The sequence below is a fragment of the Kaistella sp. SH40-3 genome, assembly GCF_030686865.1.
Taxonomy (GTDB): Bacteria; Bacteroidota; Bacteroidia; order Flavobacteriales; family Weeksellaceae; genus Kaistella.
Window position 1 is genome coordinate 272528 of the sequence record NZ_JAQYUS010000004.1, and the last position, 24343, is coordinate 296870.

The following is a 24343-nucleotide window of genomic DNA, read 5'->3' on the forward strand; positions in this document are numbered from 1 at the left end:
TATAGAGACAATGTTTTTTGCTTACGCAAGTTATGCCCAATGCTTTTTTCAATTTCACTATTTTCATTCAATCAATGAACATTTGATTTTGAAAAAAAATTGATAATTACCACTCCTAGTATGATAAAAGCAATTCCTAATATTGCTGGAAAATCTAAACTTTGTTTGTAAACAAAATAACCTACTAAGGAGATTAATACAATGCCAACTGCAGACCAAATAGCATAAGCAACGCCTATCGGAATTCCTTTTAATGCAAGTGTTAATAAATAAAAAGAAGTCATCATTGCCATAATAAAAATCAGTGTAGGCAATGGTTTACTGAAGTGTTCGGTTTTCTTTAAGAATGATGTTCCTATTGTTTCGAAAATAATTGCACCTGCAAGAAATAGATAGTTTTTCATTGTAATAGTTTGTATTGAAATTTGCGTTAGATTTTTAACTGCTACTTTTTTCTGCTGTTATTATTTTTTTAATTGTTTTATGAATGATTTTATAAATCCGTCTTTGTCCTTTTTTACCTCTTTTAGCATTGTTGCTATATCTGCAGGAATGTTAAGATGTTTTTCTGCCCACAAATGAATTTCCAAAATAATTGGTAATAAATCTATTCCTTTTTGAGTAAGTTTATATAGCACTTTTGCTTTACTTTCTGGGTGTTCTAATTTTTCAATAAGTTTGCTGTCTTCCAAACTTTGAAGTCTCGATGCTAAAATATTAGTCGCTATTCCCTCTCCTGATTTTAAAAATTCTCCATAAGTTGATTTTTGAGAAAACATCATATCTCTAATAATCAATAAAGACCACTTATCACCAAAAATATCAAGCGAATTACTAACCGGACATTCAGACCTTTTCTTTGTTTTTTCCATTATTTGAAATTATTACTTGCATTTTAAAAGTGTTGTTATATATTTGCACTTGCAATATGCAAGCAATTTAGTGATAAAATTTCAATCATCAATGAAAAGACCACCCAGAAAAAGGTTATTTAGGAAAAGTAAAAAAGTTGACAAATGGTAAATTCTTTCACATTGTGCTAGAAATGGCATGTGGTGAGGTCACTTAACAAGCATTAAAAACATTAGCCTCTTTTGGTCGAATGATTTATTTGAGTCCGTAAAATTGTAAACTTCCTTTTGATTGATGCTTAGGATTTAAAAGTTCCTAACCCTTTAAATAAAAGGGCTGTTTTACCTCTATCCGAAACAGCCAAAGTCCATCGTTTTACAGAAAGTATAAAATCATTTGGGAAAGTAGTTTTAAATCCTTGGACATAATTAATTGATCAATTTAAAAAAACAAAAAAATGGAATTAAAAAACAAAACAATATTAATTACTGGCGGAACTGCTGGAATGGGATTAGAGGCTGCTAAACAGTTTTTAGAAGCAGGTTGCAAAGTAATCGTAACAGGGAGAAATCAGGATAAATTAGATGCTGCAAAGAAAAGATATCCGTCAATTACGGTTATACAAAGTGATTCGTCCAAATCCGAAGATGGAAAATCATTATTTGACCAAATTGAAAAACTGGGAGGCATCGATATTCTATACAATAATGCTGGAATTATGACCTCGGCAAGTAATTATGGTATTCCCAGTGAGCAACATTTCCAAAATGCAGAAGCTGAAATCAATATCAATTATTTGGGCATTATCCGTACAAATAATTTATTTATGGAGATGTTGAAATCAAGAAAAGAAGCCGCAATAATCAATGTTTCTTCATTTTTAAGTTATGTACCTCTAAACGGTTCTCCTACTTATTGCGCTTCAAAAGCTGCGGTTCGTTTTTACACCGTTTCGTTACGTGAACATTTAAAAATGATCAACAGTAATGTAAAAGTATTCGAATTATTACCGCCTGTTGTTGCTACAGGAATGACAGAAGGATTTGAAGGTGTAAGCAAAATGTCATCAGAAGATTTAGTTAAAGGACTTATTTCTGGTTTGAGAAAAAATAAATACACCATGAGAATGGGCATCACAAAACTGGTTTATTACCTGCACCGCTTGTCGCCATCTTTGGGCCATAAAATACTAAACCCACCAAAAAATAATAAGGGATTAAAATAATGGTGAGAAATATATTACAGATAATAAATTAATATTTTTCTTTGCCACTCTGATTTTTAATTTTCATTCTTTCAAAATTTTTAAAATGCAATTTCAGTCAGTTCAGATTCCCACTGGTTTAAATTAGATATCTTCTGACAACCTTTATGGGACAAAAACTTTTTATTAAGTTTTTGTCCCATTTTTTTTAAAAATTTATTGTTTATTAAAAAAAATAAGGTGTCTGTAGGCAGGTAAATTTTCATTAACAGGAAGTGCCCGAGGGAATGTTTTGTTGTAAGAGCAATTCAGGCTTATTAAATTAGGGTCTTTAATTTCATCCTTTGGAGCATGAGGCAATTTACAACAAGTTATCTGCCGCATCGATTGACAAGGTTTGTGTATTTGCCACTAGAACAATTATTGATATTACCATCCCTAAACTTAAATTTTTGACTATACTATTTTTCTTTTGCTTTAAAATTCTACTTCATCAGGATTGAGTTCCGAAAATCCTTGTTCGGGAAGGATGCTGATAGCCTCCATATCTTCTTTGGAAAGGGTGAAATCAAAAACATTAAAATTTTGCTGCATTCTACTTTGTGTAATCGATTTTGCTAACGGAAGAATATCTCGCTGCAAGAGCCAACGTAAACAAACTTGTGCAGCCGATTTTTTGTATTTTTCACCAATCGATTTTAACACAGGGTTATCCAGTAAACGAGCCTGTCCGAGCGAACCCCAAGATTCAACAACCATTCCCAGAGATTGGCTGTATTTTGCCAAATCTTGTTGCTGATGCCCAGGATGTATTTCTATCTGATTTACCATTGGTTTTACGGTGGCAAATTCAAAAAGACTTTCTAAATGATGCTTCAAAAAATTACTGACACCAATACTTTTCACTTTGCCGTCTGCATATAATTTTTCAAAAGCACGCCAGGTTTCATTGTTCAATTCTTGCCAATTGGCAAACTGTTTTGCATTCGCTGGCCAATGGATTAAATACAAATCCAAATAATCGAGTTGCAAATCATCAAGTGTTTTTTGAAAAGCCTTCAAAGTACTTTCATAACCACGATGCTCATTCCAAAGTTTACCGGTTACAAAAAGCGCTTCTCGGTTGATACCGCTATTTTTTATCCCTTGTCCCACTTCTTTTTCGTTACCATAAATTGCCGCTGCATCAATATGTCTGTAACCTAATTCAATTGCTTCCTGAACTACTTTTGCAGTTACATTTTCTTCGGTTTTAAAGGTTCCGTATCCTAATGAAGGAATTTTTATTCCGTTATATAATGTGAATGTTTCCATATATTCTAATTTTAAATTAATGTTGTTTTAATAATTTGCGGTAATTCCTGTAATTTTTCTTTAACAATATCCCCGAATTCTTTGATGTAAGGTTGCGCGTTATGGTGATCTAAACCTTGTTGATTTTCCCATATTTCGTAGAAAACAAAAATATTTTTGTCGTCAATGCCTTGATGTATATCGTATTGTAAGCAGGCTGTTTCTTTTCGGGTTTGCTTAACCATATTATCCAAAATCGATTTTACTTCATTAAAATGCGCTGGCTTTATTTTGATGATGGCTGTTAGATAAATTTTCATATCAATTGTTTCTCAGTTTTAAAAATTGTGCTAAGATGTTCTAGGTATTCATTTCGGTAATTCTCTACTCTTTCTAAAGTGGCGTTTTTTTCCAAATCGTGAAAGTGGAATCCCTGCATTTTTTCCATTCCGGTAAAAGCATTCATTCTGTGAAACCCAAACAAAACACCATCATCTACCGAGGTTTCATTAAAAAATTCTCCGTGTAATGTGAAAGCAGTGTCTGGAGCATTCCAGGTGGTATTGACCATATATTTTTTTCCGTGCATCAATCCGCCAGTACCATAATTGATTGCTGGATTTTTACGCGAGCGGCCATCATTTTTATAAATGCCATTATTATGTCCGGCAGAAAACACTTCATCAATATATTTTTTCAGTCGATTAGGTACTTGAAACCACCAAATAGGCGTGTTGTAAATAATTATATCTGCCCATTTAAAATTTTCAACTTCATCAATAGGAATAAATTCGCTGTCGATGTCTGTAACACGTACTTCAAATCCGTTTTCTGTTAAAAAATCTTGTGTCCAACTTGTCACAGTTTTATTAAATGCTCCACCAGAATGACCGAATTTTTGCCCTCCATTAATTATAAATACATTTTTCATTTTTGTTTCTTTCTAATTACAGGGCAAAATTAGGTCGAATAAAACCATCATACAAATAATATGTTTTATACCTTTGTATCATAAAAATAATAATTAGTAATGGTAAATCTAGAATGGTATCGCACATTTAAAGCAATATATCGATGTGGAACGCTTACGGGTGCAGCAGAATCTCTGTTTATTTCGCAACCTGGTGTGAGTTTGCATTTGAGTTCGTTGGAAAATTATGTAGGTTACAAACTTTTTGACCGAACAGGCAGAAAAATGATACCGACCGAACGGGGAAAAATTTTATTTAATGTAGTTTCGCAAGGCTTAGAGATATTAGAAGAAGCAGAAAATAACTTTAAACGCAGTACCGAAAAACATACCCCTACCATTAGTATCGGGATGTGTTTTGAAACATTTCAAATTACTTTAGAGCAGTATATTTCTTCCTTGCCTTTTAATGTAATTATTCGCTTTGGTGATTACCATGAAATGTTGGATAACTTAGACAAAGGTATTTTGGACTTAATTGTTACGCCACAAAAAGGGAATATGCCAAATATAGAATACCAAGAGTTTTCTTCCGAAACTATTGTATTGGTAGGTGGAAAAAACACGGATGATGTCAGTTTTGACCAATTGATTAAGGCGAAAAACTATTCAGAAGCAGAAGAATGGTTGAATCAACAAAAGTGGTACGGAACGACTGGCGATATGGAACATTTATTTCGTTTTTGGCAGTTGAATTTCGGGCATACCCCTGATTTCCGGCCTAACTATATTGTCCCGAACCTTAACTCAATTGTACGTTGTTTAAGCAGTGGCACCGGCTTGGCGGTGATACCTGATTTTCTCTGTGACAAGGCGATAGAAAATGGACAAGTAAAAATGCTTTGGGAAGGTCACAATAAATTAGTCAATACGCTTTATTTTGCCTGTCGAAAAAAGACTTCTTATGCAGAGGAATTGGAAATGATAAAGGATTTATTTAAAAAAGAAATGGGGTGATATGGTCTGTGGTTGTTCTTAAGGTGCTGAAAATATAGGTTTGATGCATAAAGTTAATGACTCCAATCCCCTGGCTTTCAATTTTGCATATTGCCAAGTTCGGGCATCTATTTAATTATCTACTCTTAAAAACTCACCCTTCATATTGAACTCCAAAGAAATACCATTTTCTAGTTCAACTTTTTGATTATTATTGTCTAATTCCCAGTCAGTAATAAAGTTTTTAGGATAATTAATTTGAACATATTTTAGAATTTGATTAGGTATTACACTTTTAGGTAATTTAGAATTTCCTTCTATTTCTTTTATTTTATTTTTCGAGTCGAATTCTAATTTAATATTTTCTTTTAATATTACGTCATAAGATTTAGACATCAAATCTTTATCAATTGATGCTTGAATTATAGTATTATTAGGAAAATGTTTTTTAATATATGTTTTAATTTCTTTTGGCAGTTTGTTTTCAGTTATGATTCTGTCTTGAGCATTCACACTAAAACTAGCAAAGATTAAAATTAAACTTGCAAATAATGTTTTGATTTGTTTTTTCATTTTTTCATTTTTAAAGTTATTTAAGTCTTCATTTTTTTTAGCATGAACGCTAACGATTTATGCATATGTCAAAATTACATAAAGACCACCAAATAATGATGTATTTCTATGAACTTATTGATAAATTACATCATTGCTAAAATAGTAAAAATCACTTAACATCAATCAAAAATAACTTTTTTATTGAATGCAAATAGTTACGTTCTTTCAAATAATAAATAAAAGAATTTTTAGCCCCGATTGCAACGGCATCCTTTTGTGAGGACGAAGGACGAGCAAAAGATAAAGTGGAAAGCGGGACGGTTTTTGAAAGAAACGAAAATCTTCTTGCTCCTAAAAATCAGAAATATAATTCTAACATTCAGCGACATTAACCGCGATGGCGAGACCACCTTCGGAAGTTTCTTTGAAACGGTCATTCATGCTTTGAGCAGTTTCCCACATGGATTGAATAACCTCGTCTAAAGTCACACGCGCTTTGGCAGGATCGGATTCTAGAGCAATATTGGCTGCAGTAATCGCTTTCATGGCGCCCATAGAATTACGCTCAATACACGGGATCTGAACCAAACCACCAATCGGATCGCAAGTCATGCCGAGGTGATGTTCCATAGCAATTTCGGCAGCCATTTGAACCTGACCCGGAGTGCCGCCCATGATTTCGGTGAGACCAGCCGCAGCCATGGCAGAGGAAACGCCAATCTCGGCCTGGCAACCGCCCATGGCTGCAGAAATGGTGGCGTTCTTTTTAAAGAGCGTCCCAATTTCACCCGCTACCAAAAGGAAACGAATGACATTTTCGTCACTTTTAAATTCTGTGAAAACTTGGGAATACATGAGAACCGCGGGAATTACGCCACTTGCACCATTAGTTGGCGCCGTGATAATTCGTCCGAAACTGGCATTTTCTTCGTTCACAGCCAAGGCAAAACAGGAAACCCATTTGTTGATATTGGTGAAACTTAAATCGGCATCGACCAAATATTGATACCATTCGTGGATGTTTTTATAGACTTTATCGCCCAGCAGTTTTCTATTTAAACCCGCAGCACGACGGGTAACATTAAGTCCACCCGGAAGAACACCTTCTTTGTTTACGCCTTTATAAATACATTCTTTAATCTGTTGCCAAATATATAATGCTTCTTTTTCAGTTTCTTCTCTGGTTCGCCAAGATTCTTCATTTAGAAAAACGAGATCTGAAATTTTATCCAAACCTAATTTTGCAATATTTTTATCGATATCTTTTCCATTGTGACATGGATATAATGTTCTGGTACAATGGTTTTCGTAAGAATTGGCTTCTTGGGTAGCGATAAATCCGCCACCGATGGAATAGTAATCCTGAATGAGTTCTTCGCCATTTTCAAATATGGCTTTGAAAATCATTCCGTTTGGATGAAAATCGAGTGATTTCTGTTTGTTTAAAATCAAATGATGCCCGTAAATAAATGGAATTTCTTTTTCCCCATTTAGAATTAGAGTGCTTGAAGATTTAATGGCTTGAACTTTTTCATCAATTTTAGAAGTGTCAATCAGTTTAAAATTTTCCCCGGAAAGTCCGAGCATTCCTGCGATATCGGTTCCGTGGCCGATTCCGGTTTTTGCGAGTGAGCCGAAAAATTCCACAAAAACTTCTTTTACATCGTGAAGCTGGTGACTGGTTTTTATTTTTCTGATAAAACTTTCCGCTGCGTTCCACGGTCCCATGGTATGAGAACTTGAAGGGCCAATTCCAACTTTTATAATTTCAAAAACACTGATTGATTCCATATCTATTTCTAAAGGATTTGTCTAAACAAAGATAATTCTATTTTTGAGATTTGGGGAAGTGAGTTTTGAATGAAATTCGGTATTCTAATTCGGCAGTTATTAACCGCAAAGACGCAAAGAAATCTTTCCGATTCGAATGTTTTTGAAATGCTTTTTAAGGACGGAAAGGCGTTACACTTAGCAATGTATTTTTATTCATAGACTTTCAAGGGCGAACAAAGACCACTAAATTGTTCAATCTGTCTGTTTGCAATCTCTCGCAGATTAAGCGAATTATGCAGATTTTTTTCAATCACGGATCTCACAGATTTACACGGATAAATGTTCTGTGAAAACATGTGGAATCTGTGCGATTATAAACTCTCGCCGATTGAGCGGATTTTTTTCCTCACGGATCTCACAGATTTGCACGGATAAATGCTCTGTGAAAATGTGTGGAATCTGTGCGATTATAGACTCTCGCAGATTGAGCGGATTTTTCTCCTCACGGATCTCACAGATTTGCACGGATAAATGCTCTGTGAAAATGTGTGGAATCTGTGCGCTTAAAATTTCTCGCAGATTGAGGGGATTTTATTGTTATTTAAAAATCTCTGCTAATATTTTGGAAACTTGTTTTGGTTTGGTCGCCGGGAAAAGATGGGTTCCATTTTCAACAATGTAATCTGGTTTCGAATATTTGACGGGGAAAACGATGTCTTTGCTACCTAAAATTTGAATAACTTTTGGATTCGCTTCGAATTTCCAGTTGGAAACTTTGTCGATTCCCCATTTTAAATAATATTGATCGCGAACCGTAAAGTATTCCATCAGTTTTGGATTTTTCGGATCAACAATATTTCTGGCGACCGAATAGATTGCGGCAGATTTTATATTGAACATGCTTGTAGGCAGATATTTGGTAATCTTAGAAATTTCACCAAACTTTATAAATCTTGATTTCTCTTTATCAGATTTGATGCTTCCGAGAATTACTACTTTTTCTGCCGGTTTTATTTTATCGATTTCCTGTACGATAAGGCCACCGAATGAATAACCTAATAAAGCGAAAGGCTCTGAACCATCTACTCTATCAGCCATTCTTGAAACGTAATGATGAAAATCTTCTTTGTTTTCCGGAATGAGCCAATTTAAAAAAACGACTTCTAAATTATGGGGGAAATCGATTTTTTCCAAGACTTTAAAATCGGCTCCAAGACCACTGATGACATACAATTTCATAAAGTAAAAATAGAAAAAAGAGCAGACAATGCTGCTCTTTCAATACTAATATTTTGTTAAATTTACTTCGCTGTAATGTTGATCACCATATCGATTTCATCTTTTACGACAACGTCTTTGGCTGCTGAAGCATAAGCGATTCCGAATTTCTGACGGTCAAAAGAAAACTTGTCTGAAACCATATTTAAGACTCCGTTTTTCAATGAAATTTTCGCAGGGATAGAAACAGGATTTGTTTTTCCTTTTGCAGTCAAATCTCCATTAACTAAGTAAGGAAATGCTTTGTTATTGCTCTTTTTTACAGAAGTGATTTTATACGTTGCTTGCGGAAATTTATCGGTTTCAAAAAAGTCACCGTTTTTTAAATGGTTGTTTAATTTGGTTTGATACTCTCCTGTTAAATCAGTTGCATTAATGCTGTTCATATCCAAAGAGAAAGTACCACCAACGATGTTATTTCCTTTCATAATCACATCGCCAGATTTTAAATTAACTACACCATTGTGAGATGATGCTTCTGTTTTTGCTAATTTATAACCCCACCATTCAACGTTTGAGTTAATCACTTTTTTAGTTTGTCCAAACATCATTCCTCCGGCTAAAAGTGCAGCTAATACTAAATTTTTCATATTTTTTTGTTAAATTTTCAAGTGCAAACTTATTGAAAATTATATAAAGTAAGCATTGATGTAGGATAAGAAAAACTTATTTAGCCTTAAGCATGACATTCATTTCAACATCATTGCTGATTAACATATCTTCGAATATATTATATTTCAGTCCGAAATGTTTTCTGTTAAAAGTAAATTGCGCAGAAGTTAAAGTATAAACAGCATTGCTTTGAGAAATTTTCACCGGGAAAGCAAGTGGTTTAGAAACTCCCTTGATGGATAATGTTCCGGCAATTTGATAATTATAATTGGAATTATTTATCTTTTTTACCGATTTAATTTGAAAAGAAGCAACCGGAAATTGATTGGTATCAAAAAAGTCATCACTCTTTAAATGATTCTCGAGCATCTTTTTCATTTTGGGATCGCTGTTCATATCTTCAGCATCAATGGATTTCAAATCCATTACAAAATTACCGCCGATAAGTTCTGATCCATTAAAAACAAGATTCCCAGATTTTAATTTCACCGTTCCGAAATGAGAAAGAGATTCTGCTCTCAGTGTTTTATAAGCCTTCCAGCGAATCTCGGATGAAATGACTTCTTTGGATTGAGAAAATAACGCAATTGAGAATAAACCCAATAGTATAAGAACTAACTTTTTCATTACAATATATTTGATGAAACTATAACACTATTAAAAGTAAAAAACTTCGCCAAGAAGCGAAGTTTAGATATGCTAATGTAATTAACATTTTTTATAAAAAGCGGCGTACAAGGCTGCTCCATTGATGATTGTTTTCTCATCTTTGACCAAATAAATTGGAATATCTTTTAGGATATTTTCCATTTTGTCACTAATGATGAAATTCTTATAAAACTTTTTGTTGTTAAGAAATTCTTCCAGCATGATGAGGATCTCTCCACTAAGGAACAATCCGCCGGTTGCTTTCATTTTTAGGACTAAACTGTTGGCTTCCCGCGCAAGAAAAATCAAAAAGGTTTCAATAGTCATGGTACAAATACGGTCTCTTTTTTCGACCGCTCCACGAATAATTGCTTCAGTAAAATTTCCAGCTTCGATTTCCTGAGTCAGCCAATCTGGCTGAACCTGACGTTTTACATCTCTCAAAAATCGATAAACATTAAATAAACCGGCAGTTGAAAGTACAGATTCCCAACTTACAATTCCATATATTTTTTGTAGAAAAGAATAAAATTCAACTTCATCGTTTGTTCTTGGGGAGAATTCACAATGTCCTCCTTCGGTCGCAAAAGGTCTTAAATAAGAACCATCCCAAAATAAAGCCGCCTCACCTAATCCTACACCAGGAGACAATATAACAGCATTCCCAGGTGTAAAATTTCCAGAATCATGAATTACCAAAAGATCACTTTCGGCCATATTTTCTAATCCATAAGCCGACGCTTCTAAGTCATTAATTAAATAAACTTCATTAGCCTGCGTATCGTTTTTTATGTCTTCTGCATCTAATTTCCAAGGTAAACGCTGTGGTGCACTTTTCCCACCAATCACTGGACCAGGAACGGCAACCGCAATTTTTGAAATATTTTCTAAGGAATGTTCACTAATAAAAAGATTAACCATTTCTGAAAAAGAACTATATTCTTTAGTTGAATATGACTTTTCAGTTTTTAGAAACACCTTTTTATTTTCAGCGCCATAATGTCCGATCAATGTGATTCCGTCTCTAAGATCGGCAGCGATTAAAGAGACATTATCATTGTTATCTGAAGTAATACCAGGCAAAAAAAGTTTGAATTTATTGTTAGTTTCCATGTTGTAATGTTGTCAACCAAAGATAATAATAGTTTTTAAAAAAGCACTAAAAAAAACAAAAAACCTCCTCTGTTGCCAGAGAAGGTCGAAAAAATTTTGTTGAGTAAGATTATTTTCCTAGTGGAATGTTGTAACCAACTCCTACACCGATTGCACCAGCGTTAAAGTCTTGTCCAAGCATTTCTCCTTTGTCACCTGTGAAGGTTTTTTGGTAGTTCAAAGAGAAGTTCCAATCTTTATTGTGGTATCCAATTTCTGGTTTAATATACAAACCACCATCTGGTCTGTCAGCAGATCCAACATTTGAAGCAACTTTATCATCACCTACGATAAAACCGTAACCAATATCAGTTCCTAAATAGAATCCCATTTGTTTTGGGTAAACTCTAATTAAAGCGGCTACAGGGATTACTCCGAAATCGTTGTTATTAATATCCACTCCGTTTACGTTATTTGTTCTACCAAAGAAATGGTTATAACCTGTTGCAATACCTAAACCGAATCCTGGAGTTATTAAATTTTGATAAGATAAATCTACCCCTACAGTTCCACCAGCATTCTCTGCAGGAACAGCGATACCACCGTTAATTCCTACTTTTAGCATGTTTGTCATATCTGCACTTTGTGCACTTACTAATCCTGCGGTCATTAATCCTAATGCAAGGATTGTTTTCTTCATTGATTTCATAATTCTAAATTTTTTTACGTTTAAATTTTACAGGAACATAATTGTCAAAATCGTGCCAAAATAGAATAATCTTTTAAATATTTTAGATTAAATCACTTTAAATAACTGACTAACAGGTATATAGTTCAAAATAACAAATTAAACAAGCATTTAGATTTTTGTGCCATTTTATCAATAATAATTAAACGACCTATTTTAAATAAAAAAAGAGAGCCGAAATATCGACTCTCTTATTTTTTTAGAAAAAATTCTTTACAGATTTTCTAATGCATTATTAACATCAACATATCCACCTCCGTTGTAGATCTCATCTAAATTTTGAGACCTAAAAAAATCAACTGCTTTTCCGCTTCTGTTTCCGCTTCTGCAGAAAAAGATTTTAGGACCTTCCAATTTCTCAATTTCTTCTTTACGATCTTGTATTTCACCTAAAGGGATATTAAGCGCTGATTCTATTTCACCATCCATTTCTAATTCCATTGGTTCACGAACATCTATTAAATGGTATTTTCCTGATTTTAAAATTTCTTCTATTGACATATTATGTAATTTATTGGTTGTAAATATTTAAGTAGCAAATTTATAAAATATTGTTAGTTTTGCAATGCAATCTATGTTACAAAGTCCCGAAAGTTACGCCAACCTCATCAAAGCCAAAGCAAAAAAGTTTGGTTTTGATAGTTGTGGAATTTCCCGAGCAGATTTTCTAGAGGAAGATGCAAAACCATTTGAAAGTTGGCTCAACAAAAATTACAATGGCGAAATGTCCTACATGGAAAATTATTTCGACAAACGACTGGACCCAAGATTATTGGTTGAAGGTTCAAAATCAGTAATTTCTCTTTCATATAACTATTTCCCAGAAGAAGATTTGTTTGGAATTGATCAGTTAAAAATTTCAAAATATGCTTATGGTGAAGATTACCATGAAATCATTAAAGAAATTTTACGGGAAATGGTTGCCGAACTTCAGGAAGAAATTGGCGATTTTCAATATCGAGTTTTCACCGATTCTGCACCGATTTTGGAGAGAAGTTGGGCTCGAAAATCTGGAATTGGGTGGGTTGGAAAAAATGCAAACCTCATCACCAAACAAACCGGATCCTTTTATTTTTTAGCAGAAATCATTTGCGACTTAGAATTGCAAACAGATCACTCTACAACAGATCATTGTGGTTCTTGCAGAAAATGTATTGATGCCTGTCCGACCAATGCGATTGTTTCTGACCGTGTCATCGATGGCAGCAAATGCATTTCTTACGCAACCATTGAATTAAAAAATGAAATCCCAGATAGTTTCAAAAATAAAATGGAAGACTGGATGTTTGGCTGCGATATTTGCCAGGATGTTTGTCCGTGGAATCGATTTGCAAAACCTCATCAACAGGAAAAATTTAAGCCCAATTCTTACCTAAAAAATTTAGAAAAATCGGATTGGAAAGAACTATCCCAAGAATTATTTTCAGAAATATTTCGCAAATCGCCAGTAAAGAGAACGAAATTTGCAGGGCTGAAAAGGAATATAGAATTTTTGACCGATTCTACGATTCCAAAACTTTAATTAAAATTATTAAACGTAAAATTGCGTCCTTTTTTGTAAACATAAAAGCGCAAACCCTTTAATACAATAATAACATCTCTATCAAGTAAAAATATTCACATTGAAAAAAACACTTCAAATTATCTTTAAAGGTCTTGCCGGAATTATAGGCCTGATTCTACTCTACGTTATTCTTGCAGTAACAATACCTTTAATTCCTGTTCCGAAAAAAGCCACGACTGAAATTGCGGAAGTTCCCATTTATATTTACACCAACGGCGTTCATACTGATATTGTTCTTCCAATTAAGAATAATCAAATAGATTGGAGCAATAAGATTTTATTTGATAATACTCTTTCTAAAAGTTCAGATTTTAATTATGTTGGAATTGGTTGGGGCGACAAAGGATTCTATTTAGATACGCCAACTTGGGCAGAACTGAAAGTGTCTACGGCATTTTATGCAGCTTTCTGGTTGGGAGATTCGGCTATGCATTGCACTTTTTATAAAACAATGAAAGAAGGTGAGGATTGTAAAAAAATACTGCTCACTCGATCACAATATGCAGATCTAATTAAATTTGTAGATTCAAAATTTGATAAAAACTCAGCAGGACAGAATATTTTAATTCCGACGAATGCTGTCTATAGCAACGATGATGCATTTTATGAAGCCAAAGGAAGTTATAGTTTTCTATACACCTGTAATACCTGGACGAATGATGCATTGAAAACCGCTGGGCAAAAAGCAGCACTTTGGACTCCGACTGATTTCGGGATTTTTCAGCACTATAAATAAACCTGATTTTTATTTTTTCTACTACTTTGAAATGTCGTTTCATTTTAATGAATAACAAGCATTTGTTTGTAAAAATTAATTATTTCTTGCTTTACTAACTTGTCACAAAACAATTAAGAATTAGAAACAGTTTGGGAATATTACAAAAAAAGTTCCCGATGAAGGGAACTTAAAAAAGGAAAATCAATTAAATTTAATCTTTTGTTTCTAGACTGAATACGAGATCGAGTTCATCTTTAACATAGACCATACCGCCCATTTTTTTCGGGGGAACAATCTTAAAGTCAGAAAACTTCAATCTTTTATTTCCTACTAAACTGTTGTTATAATTAGAAAACTCTATGTTATATTTTTTAGCAACGGTCATCATTTTCACTTCGACTACTGCTTCAAATCTATTGCCTGTAGATTTTTTGAATTCTAAAAACTTAATCGTCATGTACGGATATTTATCCGATTGCAATACTTTTCTAAAATCAGCAGTCATCATTTTATTTCTGCAATCAAAATCCTCTACAGCAACGCTGATATTTGGCAGTTGACTTCCGGTAAAAGAATAAACCGAACTTGAGTTTTTGAATTTAGGATTACTACATTTAAATGTATTAATATTCGTCCAACCATTAATCTCCAGTCCATTTTTCTGCGCGAAAAGACTTGCTGAGAAAAGAATGAGCGTGAATATGATGATTTTATTTTTCATGATTAAAGATAGAGAAAGGGGTTAATAATCAACCCCTTTTCCCTTTAAAATATTTAAAAATTAGAAACCTATGGTCGCTTCAAACATTACACCGTTAAACTTACCTCCTCTTAGAGCACTAGTTGCTCCCCAAACTGCATCATCGTTATATTTTTGATTAACATACTCTACTTTTGCAAGTACATTTTTGGTCATAAACCAACCACCACCTAAGTTCAGTCTGTCGATTTTTCTTTCAGCTGCAGTGTCATTATCTTTTCCTGTTACAGAGTTATATCTTGCACCGAGGTAGAACTGTTCTTGACCACCAAGTCTGTAAAGCAATTCACCACCAAGTTGAGTATAATTTCCTCTGGTCGCAGCAGTTCCTTTTAGACCTGTTACATATTCATAAACTCCGAAGAATTCGAGTCCTTGATATTTAACGAATGGATTCACTTGGAAAGCTTTGACATTTTTGAATCCTGGGTTAAATCTACCAGTTGTAAAATTAGCTTCACCCATTTCATCATTTTCAGTTAAAAGCACAAAGTAGTATCTTGATCCTGCTCTGTCTCCATTGTACAATCTCGCAGTATTATCTCCATTAGTCTGAAGGTAGGATCCTGTTAATCTCACTCTTAAATCCTGATCAATCTGCTTGTCATATCCAATTTTACCATATACAGTAGGTGAATATTGTAGCGTAGTTTTCACTGCTGTTTGGTCTAGTTTACCATTAGAAACACCCACTACACCTATAAAGTTTTTGTAGAAAACATATCCTTCACCAAAAGCTTCAGTAGTGAAACTGTCCATAATGTAATTGCCTACGAACGGATTATTAATTGCTGATGCATTATCGGATCTTCTGAAGTGAGTATCACCATAGTTGATTTCATCCATACCGATTTTCACTCTCGCATATTTCATGATATCAGCTGCAAAACCTTCTTTGATGAAATCTAAATTATCCACCTGGATATATCCTCCTTTCACCCAAGCTTCGTGGTGGTGTCGTGCAGAAAGATAAGTTCTTAAGTGCATTTTCAAACCTTTGTACAAATAAGCATTTAAATCTAAATTGGCTGTAGGAAGGTTAAAATCTTTACCCATATCATTTAATTGATTCGGAGTTGTAGTTCCTGGACGAACTCCTAGGGAAGGCGCTTTTGTTTCATGATCAATTGCCTGAAACTGTAAAGCGAAATCACCACCAACAGATACCTTGATACCATCGAATTCTGGAGATTCCACTTTAGGATCTTCAAATACGTTACGTGATGATTTTTCTGGAGCCAAATAGTCTCTCATTGAAGTTGAAACATCCTGCGCACTGATGAAATTAATTCCAGCGACGAACATTGTAAGCATTGATGCTCTGATTAACATAGTTTTCATATTCTTAATTTTAATTATTTATAATGTTTGTTTTGTTTAGTTAGCTACTGCGTTTACGGTAATAGTGATCTCATTTCCTGTTTTCACAGAGTTCATCATAAATGCTGGAGGAGTAATTCCGTAGTCAGTCATTTTAATATTTGCCTGTCCCCATACGGTGTAAGAATTACCATTTTTTGTAACGTTTACAGGTAAGGTGATGGTTTTCGTAACATTGGTTACTGTTAATTTACCCGTCATCGTTCCTTTACCCATATTTACAGAACCTGCTGTAAAAGTAATGTTCGGATATTTATCTGCCTGAATTGCTTTATAAGCATTATTGTCCATCGGACCTTTTCCACTTTTTAAAGTTTTAGAACTCATTTTATAGGTTACATCCTGAATTGCATTTCCAGCAACAGTACCAGAAAATGTACCGGTTGTCGAAGTCATAGACCAATCATGTAATGTAGATGTACCGGTAACAGTAGTTTTAACATTATTACTGCTAATTTTTTGTGCAGCAACTAATCCTGAAAACAGTCCGAAAGCAAGGACCAATGTTTTAACGTTTACTAAATTTTTCATTGTATCTAATTTTAATATTTCCAGTTTGTTTTACCATCATTTTGTAGTACAAAGATATCCTGATAATTGTAATATTCATAATTTTTTAGAGGAAATATAAATGACATATATCTTATTTTCTTATATTATTACACAAAAAATATTAATATTGTAATAAAATTACAAAATAAGCAAAATAAAAGAAAGATTAATTGATTTTAAATAAAGAAAACGCAAAAATGTTAATTATTGTTAATTTTATCAATTGATGTCTTTGTAAAGACTTGACAGAAATCATAATAAAACATAAGTATTATTTAAAAAAAAGATATATTTTGAAATTATTTAATGAAGGAATCAACTTAAAAACAAGATGATTTAAAATTGAATTCTACAGTCTTTTGTCTCACAATCCCTAATCAAAATTACAGTGTGAAAACTACACGAAAAGATAAAATAAAAAAACCTCTGTAAATCTAAAGATTACAGAGGTTTATGGTACCCGGCACCAGAATCGAACTGGTACATCTTGCGATACTAGAGTTTGAGTCTAGCGCGTCTACCAATTCCGCCAGCCGGGCTTTCTAAATTGGTGTGCAAATATAGAATTATTTTTTATTTCAGAAAAATTATTTTCGGATATTTTCAATATTTAAAAGTCAATTTCTAACCCATCATATGCAAGAAACATATTATCAGGAAGTTCCATCTCTGTATCATCATGTAAACCCATATGATGAGAGATATGAGTGAGGTACATTTTCTTTGGTTTTAGTTCTTCAAAGAGGTCTATTACCTGTGGTAAGATAAAATGAGCGGGATGTATATCTTCTTTTCTGATGCAGTTTACAATCAAAAAGTCCAGGTTTTTTAATTTTTCTTTTTCTTCATTAGTAATGAAACTGGCATCGGTAATGTAAGCAAGATCCTTAATTTTATATCCAAAAATAGGAAGCCGATGATGCAAAACTTCAATTGGACTAATATCCGTTCCTAATATTTCGAAAGATCTGTTTTGAATTTCATGTAAATCAAAGGAAGGCGCACCAGGATATTTTACATCTGCGAAAGCATAAGGGAATCTGGATTTTATTTCATCCCCCACCCTTTTCATACAGTAAATTTCTATATTTTTTTTATTGCGAAAAATCAACGGACGCATATCATCCAAACCGATGACATGATCGTTGTGCTCATGTGTTAATAATACCGCATCGATCTGTTCTTCTCTGTTTTCAAGCATTTGCATCCGGAAATCGGGTCCACAATCAATCAGAATTTTTTTACCAGAATCGGTAGTCACCAAAGCCGACGAACGAAAACGCCTGTCTTTTGGATTTAATGAGGTACAAACCTCGCAATGGCAGGCAATCACAGGAACTCCCTGAGATGTTCCACTTCCTAAAAATTTCAACTTCATTTTTTTTGAGGTCGGTTTAATTCTGGTAAAATTACAAAATTTAGTGATTATGAAATGTCTCTACTTTCGGAGCCACTACTATTTATGCTAAAATTTGGACAATTTTGTTTTCATAAACATAAATTGAAAGCTGATGCTAGCATAAATGCAACAGAACGGAAATTTTCACCTCTCATTTTGGTGTCAAAATTTTAAAAAGATAAATAATCCGTAATTTAGATCGTTTGTGATACTGTCGATTGAAATTTTTAAAATTAGAATTGTCCTATCTATAAGCATTTGAGTGAAAATTAGAATTATTACTTGAATAATTTGTATTTTTACCAAAAAATTAGGATTGCCAGTGATTCCCCAAAAATTAACACCCAAACAAAAAGCCTTAGCGATTAATCTTGACCAAAACATTTACGGTACGTTTGCCGAAATTGGAGCAGGTCAGGAAACAGTTCGTTATTTCTTCCGTGCTGGAGGTGCTTCCCAAACGATTGCAAAAGCGATGTCGGCGTACGACAAAGACTTTTCTGATGCGATCTACGGAAAAGAAGCCAAAAACAGATATGTTACCCAAAACCGTTTACGCAAAATGTTGCGGTATGAAGTTTCTTTAATTGAGGAACGCGTATCGCGTGAAACTTGCCCGGGTAGAAAGTTTTTCTCCTACGCGAATACCGTTACCACCATCAATTTCGATAAAACGATGAAAGGCCATGGTTGGGTAGGTTTGAGATTTCAATTGGATGAAAAAGACGATTATAACGAGATTGTCCTTCACGTAAAATTCAATGAAAACGATGCCACCTTACAGCAGGAAACATTGGGAAGTTTAGGAGTCAATTTGATTTACGGTGCTTTTAATTACTCTGATAATCCGCGGAGAATGATCAATTCTCTTTTAGATGATATTTCGAAAGACAATTTAGAAATTGATATGATCGATTTCAGTGGTCCCGCTTTCTCATATGTTGATAACCGATTGATGAGTTTACAACTGGTGAAAAATGGGATGACTGATGCGGTTATTTTCAATGCAGAAGGAAACAATATGCTGCCTGCCGATATTCTTTACAAAAAAAACATATTTGCAGTAAGAGGAAGTTTCCGACCGGTGACTTTGGTCAATATTGACATGTTTGAGAAAGGTCTCAATATGTTTAAAAAAGACTGGGGTTGTAGCGAAGAAGAAACCGAGGTTTTATTTGAAATCACCATCGCGAATTTAAGAGCAGCCGGAGATATCGATGAAAGAGATTTCCTGGATCGGGTTGATGTTTTAGGAAAACTTGGTTACACCGTCATTATTTCTAACTTCTCAGAATACTATCGACTGATCGATTATTTCGCACCGTATACTAATGGTAAAATCGGCGTGGCAATGGGTGTAAACAATATGCTTGATGTATTTGATGAAAACTATTACGAAAATCTTTCAGGTGGAATCTTGGAAGCATTTGGTAAATTCTTCAGAAAAGGCATGCGCGTTTACCTTTACCCATACAAAGATCCCGAAACTCACGAATTATTGACTGCGAATAATTTAAAAGTTAAAGACAGTTTAAAAGAATTATACAAATACTTTAAACTCAATAAAAGGATTGTCGATATTCAAAATTACAATCCAGATTATTCTGAAATTTACTCCAGAATTATCCTAGATAAAATCGCCAATCATGTTCCAGGTTGGGAAAAAGAAGTTCCGGAAGGTGTTGCAGATTTAATTAAAGAGCGCGGAATGTTCGGTTATAAAGAAGAACTCATACTTAAAGAATTTATTTAATAAAACCATAAAATGTCAGAAATAAAAAAACGTCTTTCTATTATTTTAGAAAGCCCAAAACATAATAAAGAAGAGAAACTTCAAAAAATTTGTGCTTTATTGGATCAGGAGATTTCCTATTTCAACTGGACGGGTTTCTACTTTAAAAATGGAGACAAAGAAGAATTGATTTTGGGACCTTACGTTGGTGCTCCGACGGATCATACCATTATTCCTTATGGGAAAGGAATTTGTGGTCAGGTTGCTGTGTCTAATGAAACCTTTGTAGTTCCGGATGTTCATGAACAAGACAATTACTTAAGTTGTTCCATTGACACCAAAGCAGAAATCGTAGTTCCTATTATGAAAGACGGTCAGAATATCGGACAAATCGATATTGACTCTCACAAAGTAGATCCTTTCACTGATGAAGATCGTGAGATGTTAGAATGGCTGTGTGAAGAGGTTGCTAAGATTATGTAATCAAATAAACTTTATTTAAAAAAACGCGAAATATAAATTTCGCGTTTTTTTATTAAGTAAAGTTTTATATATAAAGTAGACAAAATACTGGTAAATCTAAGCAAACCATAAAAAAGCAATTACTTTAATTAAATTCGTGGCAAATAATTATATCATGAATCATTTAAACAATCACAATCTTTTGAAAGAACTTAACAAAGTTTATTATAACAACGGCGATTTACATAAAGATACTATTCTACAAACTTTAAGTCAATCTCTTTCATTTAATTATTTAAAAGAAACTTTAGGCATTTCAGAAAAAAAATTAGATGAAAGTATACAGTTTTTAGTAATTAATAGAAATATTGATGAGCACTGCCGAAATTCAGAAAAAAATCATCTAAACTATAAACTAAATGAAAAAGGCCGCAATTCATTAATTAATATGCACTACTATAATAAATTATGGTTTAAGGATAAAAATCTTATTATTCAATTAGTTACATTGTTAATTAGCATTTTATCTTTTATTAATTCTAATTATTCATCTCACTAATCTACGATAACGTCAGAGACAAAGAGTTCTTATCTTCTATAAATTAGGCTCTTTATCCTGCCAAATCAGCGATTCCTTTTCCATCTAATCTATAAACCGTCCATTCATTCATTGGTTTTGCTTGAAGTGATTCATAGAAGTCAATTGCGGGTTGATTCCAGTTCAGAACCGACCACTCCATTCTGCCACAGTTTTCTGCTTTTGCAATTTTGGTAAGTTCGATGAGCAACGTTTTGCCATATCCTTTTCCGCGGTGTTCTGGCTCAACATAAAGGTCTTCAAGATACAATCCAGGTTTTCCTACAAATGTTGAAAAATTGTAAAAATAAAGCGCAAATCCAGCCGGAATTCCATCTTCCTCACCAATAATAACGTGTGCGAATTTCTTTACAAATATATTTTCCTGAAGTTCTTCCACAGAAGTCACAACTTCATCTTCCATTTTTTCGTAAACGGCAAGTTTTTTAATAAGGTCAAAAATTACAGGAGTATCTTCTGGTGTTGCTTTTCTAATCGTAAACATTTCTTTTAATTTTTAGAATTCAAAGTTAAGATTTTTAAAGAGGAAAGAAAGCCACGGATGCACGAATTTCCTTACTTTAAAAAAATCTAAATTAACCAAAAGTATTATTCGTGCATTCGTGGCAAATAATAATTAAACAAAATCGCGAGAATTTAATTTAAAATCCAGTCCTAACTAGCCCCGATTGCAGCGGCATCCTTTTCTGAGCAGGAACGACGAGGAAAAGATATAGCGGAAAGCGGGATTAGGCTCCAAAAAAAAACCTCTGAGAAATTCTCAAAGGTTTGCTTTTATATTTTGGTCTTCTGAAAATTAAATTTCAGTATTCATATCCCAGTTTTGAAGATAATCGTGAACGTGTTTCAGGAACATTCCTCCCAAAGAACCGTCTACTACACGGTGATCGTAAGAATGTGACATGAACATCAAATTACGGATTGCAATCACATCGCCGTCTTTTGTTTCCAAAACTGCAGGTTTTTTCACAATCGCGCCAACTGCTAAAATCGCAACTTGAGGTTGTGGAATAATCGGCGTACCCATTAGGTTTCCGAAGCCTCCAACATTAGAAATCGTGTAAGTCGCACCTTGCGTATCTTCCGGTCTCAATTTTTTATTACGTGCACGGTAAGCCAAATCGTTGATCGCTTTTGCTAAACCGGAAAGGGAAAGTTGATCTGCATTTTTAATAACAGGAACAATCAAATTTCCGTCTGGAAGTGCGGTTGCCATTCCGATGTTAATGTTTTTCTTTTTGATGATTTTATCACCATCTACAGAAACATTGATCATCGGGAAGTCCTGAATCGCTTTTACAATTGCTTTTACGAAAATCGGCATGTAGGTTAATTTCTCACCTTCTCTCTTTTCAAATAAGTCTTTATGTTTCGTTCTCCATTTTACCACATTCGTAACATCGGTTTCAATGAAAGAAGTTACGTGTGGAGAGGTTCTTTTGGAGTTCACCATTGCATCAGCGATGATTTTGCGAACTCTGTCCATCTGGATTACTTCGTCACCTTCATTTAATTTCATTGGCGCAGAAACTGGAGCGGCTGCTTGTGGAGCCGGACTTGGAGTTGCCGCAACTGAAGGCGTAGAAATCACTTGTGGCGCTGCAGGAGCAGTTCTGTTTGCAACAAATGATAAAATATCTTCTTTGGTAATTCTTCCGTCTAAACCACTTCCTTTAATGGATTGCAATTCGTTGTCAGAAATTTTTTCGTTTTGTGCGATCGATTTTACTAATGGAGATAAGTATAAATCGGAACCTTCGAAACCGGTCGCAACTTTTGCGCTTTCCATGGCTGCTTCCAAACCTTTTACAACGTCGGAATCTACATTTGGAATTTCAGTTCTCACTTCTTCCGCAGATTTTGGTTCTTGAGGTTGATCAGCGACTGCATCACCAGCGCCGGCAACTTCTAAAATTGCGATTGCTTCGCCAATCTTTGCAACTTCATCTTTTTGTTTCAGGATTTTAATAATTTTCCCCGAAACTGGAGTCGGAACATCGGAATCAACTTTGTCGGTTGCAATTTCTACAACGGAGTCATCTTCCTTTACGGAATCTCCTTCATTGAACATCCAACTGATAATCGTCGCTTCCATCACGCCCTCTCCCATCGATGGAAGTAGTAATTTATATTCTGCCATTTTATATTTCGATTTTCACAAAGATAAAAAATTTTCCCATTAAGAAAAAACGAATTTTTAGGGCATTTTTTTGATTTTATTTCAATAATTAAGTTTTCTATTTTTACATTTGTCTAAATATTTATCTTAATGAAAAACCTGCATATCGTAGCCCTATTCCAATTCAAAGAAAGTGATTTAATGGACGCTTTGGAATTACTGAAAAAATTAGTTTTTGAAACCCGAAAAGAAGAAGGTTGTTTACAGTACGACTTGATCGAAGACAATACCAACAAAGGCGTATTCTTTATAGTTGAACTTTGGGAAAGTGACGAACATCACCACCAACACAATGGCACAGATCATTTGATGAATTTCAGAAATCAATCGGCATCGATGTTAGAGAAATCTGCACAGGTTTATAAAGGATACAAAACTTTCTAAATCATGAAGAAGGTTTCCTTATTATTGGTCTTATTTTCTGTCTTTGCCTTTTCTCAAAAATATACAAAATCAGAAATTTCAAGAATTACGGAAGGGAATATCGATTCAGCCTTGCCTATTTTTCAAACATCTGATTCCTTGCAGCATCGAGTTTTACTTGATCAATCGATGGATGCAAATCCAAAAGATAAATACACGAAGATTTTGGTCAACCGAATGAAACTTGCCCTTCTTTCCACGGGAAGCGGAGTTGGAATCGCAGCACCACAAGTTGGAATTAATCGAAATATCATTTGGGCAAAAAGGTTTGATAAAGAAGGAAAACCTTTGGAATATTTTATCAACCCTAAAATTCTCTGGCGTTCAGAAGTTTTGAATTTCGGTCCGGAAGGTGATTTATCCATCGAGGTTTTCAGAGATAACTTTTACAGAAGTCAGGTTATTCAGTTAGAATATTTTGATTTAAATGGAAAGAAACACACTGAAATTGTGGAAGGTTTTACGGCGGTTATTCTGCAGCACGAAATCGATCATCTCTCTGGGATTTTAATTTCTGATAAAATTGAGAATCAGAAAATAAAGACTTTCGAAAAAGTGGAGTTCTACAAGGAAGTAAAGTGATTTTTTTTGCGCACAGATTTAACGGATTTACAC

General features: G+C 34.1%; 28 protein-coding genes and 1 tRNA gene. 9 read left to right on the top strand and 20 right to left on the bottom strand.

All coding sequences use genetic code 11. The features are described 5' to 3' along the window. Window positions 1–71: 71 nt before the first annotated feature. Together PUH65_RS08825 and PUH65_RS08830 are read right to left on the bottom strand one after the other, a co-directional pair. Window positions 72–404: a multidrug efflux SMR transporter gene (locus tag PUH65_RS08825; RefSeq protein WP_370692029.1), complete on the bottom strand. Its 333-nt coding sequence runs from the start codon at window positions 402–404 to the stop codon at window positions 72–74. 60 nt (window positions 405–464) lie between these two features. Next, entirely contained in the window at window positions 465–872 is a 408-nt protein-coding gene (locus PUH65_RS08830) for a helix-turn-helix domain-containing protein (RefSeq protein WP_305519613.1), read from the bottom strand. Between the two features lie 437 nt (window positions 873–1309). Here PUH65_RS08830 and PUH65_RS08835 point away from each other — a divergent pair, with 437 nt between their 5' ends. Beyond that, window positions 1310–2077, top strand: coding sequence for an SDR family oxidoreductase (locus PUH65_RS08835; RefSeq protein ID WP_305519614.1), 768 nt, complete (start codon window positions 1310–1312; stop codon window positions 2075–2077). 456 nt (window positions 2078–2533) lie between these two features. Here the strand turns inward: PUH65_RS08835 and PUH65_RS08840 are convergent, their stop codons facing one another. The 3 genes from PUH65_RS08840 to PUH65_RS08850 are packed head-to-tail and all read right to left on the bottom strand — an operon-like array spanning window position 2534 to window position 4280. Next, window positions 2534–3370, bottom strand: coding sequence for an aldo/keto reductase (locus PUH65_RS08840; RefSeq protein WP_305519615.1), 837 nt, complete (start codon window positions 3368–3370; stop codon window positions 2534–2536). Window positions 3371–3381: 11 nt separating this feature from the next. Then, on the bottom strand, window positions 3382–3669 hold the full coding sequence (locus tag PUH65_RS08845) for a putative quinol monooxygenase (protein ID WP_305519616.1): 288 nt from the start codon (window positions 3667–3669) through the stop codon (window positions 3382–3384). Continuing rightward, complete coding sequence (locus tag PUH65_RS08850) at window positions 3666–4280, bottom strand: NAD(P)H-dependent oxidoreductase (protein ID WP_305519618.1); 615 nt, start codon at window positions 4278–4280, stop codon at window positions 3666–3668. Before PUH65_RS08850 ends, PUH65_RS08845 begins: the two co-directional genes overlap by 4 nt. A gap of 99 nt (window positions 4281–4379) precedes the next feature. On the opposite strand from PUH65_RS08850, the gene PUH65_RS08855 reads away from it, so the two are divergent. Further along, on the top strand, window positions 4380–5276 hold the full coding sequence (locus tag PUH65_RS08855; RefSeq protein WP_305519619.1) for a LysR family transcriptional regulator: 897 nt from the start codon (window positions 4380–4382) through the stop codon (window positions 5274–5276). Window positions 5277–5387: 111 nt separating this feature from the next. Here PUH65_RS08855 and PUH65_RS08860 read toward each other — a convergent pair whose 3' ends face one another. The 8 genes from PUH65_RS08860 to PUH65_RS08895 form a co-directional block, all read right to left on the bottom strand. Further along, window positions 5388–5828, bottom strand: a complete 441-nt coding sequence (locus tag PUH65_RS08860) for a PepSY-like domain-containing protein (RefSeq protein ID WP_305519622.1) — start codon at window positions 5826–5828, stop codon at window positions 5388–5390. A 354-nt stretch (window positions 5829–6182) separates the two neighbouring features. After that, window positions 6183–7601 carry an L-serine ammonia-lyase gene (locus PUH65_RS08865; RefSeq protein ID WP_305519623.1) on the bottom strand — a complete coding sequence of 473 codons (1419 nt, stop codon included), beginning with the start codon at window positions 7599–7601 and terminating at the stop codon, window positions 6183–6185. 579 nt (window positions 7602–8180) lie between these two features. Next, entirely contained in the window at window positions 8181–8822 is a 642-nt protein-coding gene (locus PUH65_RS08870) for an alpha/beta hydrolase (protein WP_305519624.1), read from the bottom strand. A gap of 62 nt (window positions 8823–8884) precedes the next feature. Then, window positions 8885–9451 (bottom strand): YceI family protein, encoded by a 567-nt coding sequence (locus PUH65_RS08875; RefSeq protein ID WP_305519625.1) that lies wholly within the window; start codon window positions 9449–9451, stop codon window positions 8885–8887. A 76-nt stretch (window positions 9452–9527) separates the two neighbouring features. Beyond that, window positions 9528–10100 carry a YceI family protein gene (locus PUH65_RS08880; protein WP_305519626.1) on the bottom strand — a complete coding sequence of 191 codons (573 nt, stop codon included), beginning with the start codon at window positions 10098–10100 and terminating at the stop codon, window positions 9528–9530. Between the two features lie 81 nt (window positions 10101–10181). Beyond that, window positions 10182–11234, bottom strand: coding sequence for a glucokinase (locus tag PUH65_RS08885; RefSeq protein ID WP_305519628.1), 1053 nt, complete (start codon window positions 11232–11234; stop codon window positions 10182–10184). A 109-nt stretch (window positions 11235–11343) separates the two neighbouring features. After that, on the bottom strand, window positions 11344–11922 hold the full coding sequence (locus PUH65_RS08890; protein WP_305519630.1) for a hypothetical protein: 579 nt from the start codon (window positions 11920–11922) through the stop codon (window positions 11344–11346). Between the two features lie 252 nt (window positions 11923–12174). Continuing rightward, entirely contained in the window at window positions 12175–12462 is a 288-nt protein-coding gene (locus PUH65_RS08895; protein WP_305519631.1) for a rhodanese-like domain-containing protein, read from the bottom strand. A 73-nt stretch (window positions 12463–12535) separates the two neighbouring features. Between PUH65_RS08895 and queG the strand changes: the two genes are divergently transcribed. Both queG and PUH65_RS08905 read left to right on the top strand, forming a co-directional pair. Then, window positions 12536–13483, top strand: a complete 948-nt coding sequence (gene queG / locus PUH65_RS08900) for a tRNA epoxyqueuosine(34) reductase QueG (protein WP_305519632.1) — start codon at window positions 12536–12538, stop codon at window positions 13481–13483. A 100-nt stretch (window positions 13484–13583) separates the two neighbouring features. Continuing rightward, window positions 13584–14261, top strand: a complete 678-nt coding sequence (locus PUH65_RS08905; RefSeq protein ID WP_305519633.1) for a TIGR02117 family protein — start codon at window positions 13584–13586, stop codon at window positions 14259–14261. A 193-nt stretch (window positions 14262–14454) separates the two neighbouring features. Here PUH65_RS08905 and PUH65_RS08910 read toward each other — a convergent pair whose 3' ends face one another. From PUH65_RS08910 to PUH65_RS08930, 5 genes are all read right to left on the bottom strand, one after another. Continuing rightward, window positions 14455–14964, bottom strand: coding sequence for a hypothetical protein (locus PUH65_RS08910; protein ID WP_305519634.1), 510 nt, complete (start codon window positions 14962–14964; stop codon window positions 14455–14457). Between the two features lie 60 nt (window positions 14965–15024). Further along, the gene (locus PUH65_RS08915; RefSeq protein ID WP_305519635.1) at window positions 15025–16344 is read right to left on the bottom strand and encodes a hypothetical protein; all 1320 of its coding nucleotides are present in this window, start codon (window positions 16342–16344) and stop codon (window positions 15025–15027) included. 36 nt (window positions 16345–16380) lie between these two features. Further along, complete coding sequence (locus PUH65_RS08920; protein WP_305519637.1) at window positions 16381–16914, bottom strand: YceI family protein; 534 nt, start codon at window positions 16912–16914, stop codon at window positions 16381–16383. 475 nt (window positions 16915–17389) lie between these two features. Then, window positions 17390–17474, bottom strand: a tRNA-Leu gene (locus PUH65_RS08925). Window positions 17475–17545: 71 nt separating this feature from the next. Then, window positions 17546–18313 (bottom strand): MBL fold metallo-hydrolase, encoded by a 768-nt coding sequence (locus PUH65_RS08930; protein WP_305519638.1) that lies wholly within the window; start codon window positions 18311–18313, stop codon window positions 17546–17548. Window positions 18314–18650: 337 nt separating this feature from the next. Here PUH65_RS08930 and PUH65_RS08935 point away from each other — a divergent pair, with 337 nt between their 5' ends. From PUH65_RS08935 to PUH65_RS08945, 3 genes are all read left to right on the top strand, one after another. Beyond that, window positions 18651–20087, top strand: a complete 1437-nt coding sequence (locus PUH65_RS08935; protein ID WP_305519639.1) for a TonB-dependent receptor — start codon at window positions 18651–18653, stop codon at window positions 20085–20087. A 12-nt stretch (window positions 20088–20099) separates the two neighbouring features. After that, window positions 20100–20549 carry a GAF domain-containing protein gene (locus PUH65_RS08940; RefSeq protein WP_305519640.1) on the top strand — a complete coding sequence of 150 codons (450 nt, stop codon included), beginning with the start codon at window positions 20100–20102 and terminating at the stop codon, window positions 20547–20549. Window positions 20550–20703: 154 nt separating this feature from the next. Then, a complete protein-coding gene (locus PUH65_RS08945) occupies window positions 20704–21087 on the top strand; it encodes a hypothetical protein (protein WP_305519641.1) in 384 nt (127 codons plus the stop codon). Between the two features lie 52 nt (window positions 21088–21139). Here the strand turns inward: PUH65_RS08945 and PUH65_RS08950 are convergent, their stop codons facing one another. Both PUH65_RS08950 and PUH65_RS08955 read right to left on the bottom strand, forming a co-directional pair. After that, window positions 21140–21610, bottom strand: coding sequence for a GNAT family N-acetyltransferase (locus tag PUH65_RS08950; protein WP_305519642.1), 471 nt, complete (start codon window positions 21608–21610; stop codon window positions 21140–21142). Between the two features lie 312 nt (window positions 21611–21922). Then, window positions 21923–23266: a dihydrolipoamide acetyltransferase family protein gene (locus PUH65_RS08955; protein ID WP_305519643.1), complete on the bottom strand. Its 1344-nt coding sequence runs from the start codon at window positions 23264–23266 to the stop codon at window positions 21923–21925. Between the two features lie 129 nt (window positions 23267–23395). Here PUH65_RS08955 and PUH65_RS08960 point away from each other — a divergent pair, with 129 nt between their 5' ends. Beyond that, window positions 23396–23689, top strand: a complete 294-nt coding sequence (locus PUH65_RS08960) for a putative quinol monooxygenase (RefSeq protein ID WP_305519644.1) — start codon at window positions 23396–23398, stop codon at window positions 23687–23689. Between the two features lie 3 nt (window positions 23690–23692). Further along, window positions 23693–24310: a peptide deformylase gene (locus tag PUH65_RS08965; RefSeq protein ID WP_305519645.1), complete on the top strand. Its 618-nt coding sequence runs from the start codon at window positions 23693–23695 to the stop codon at window positions 24308–24310. Window positions 24311–24343: the final 33 nt, after the last annotated feature.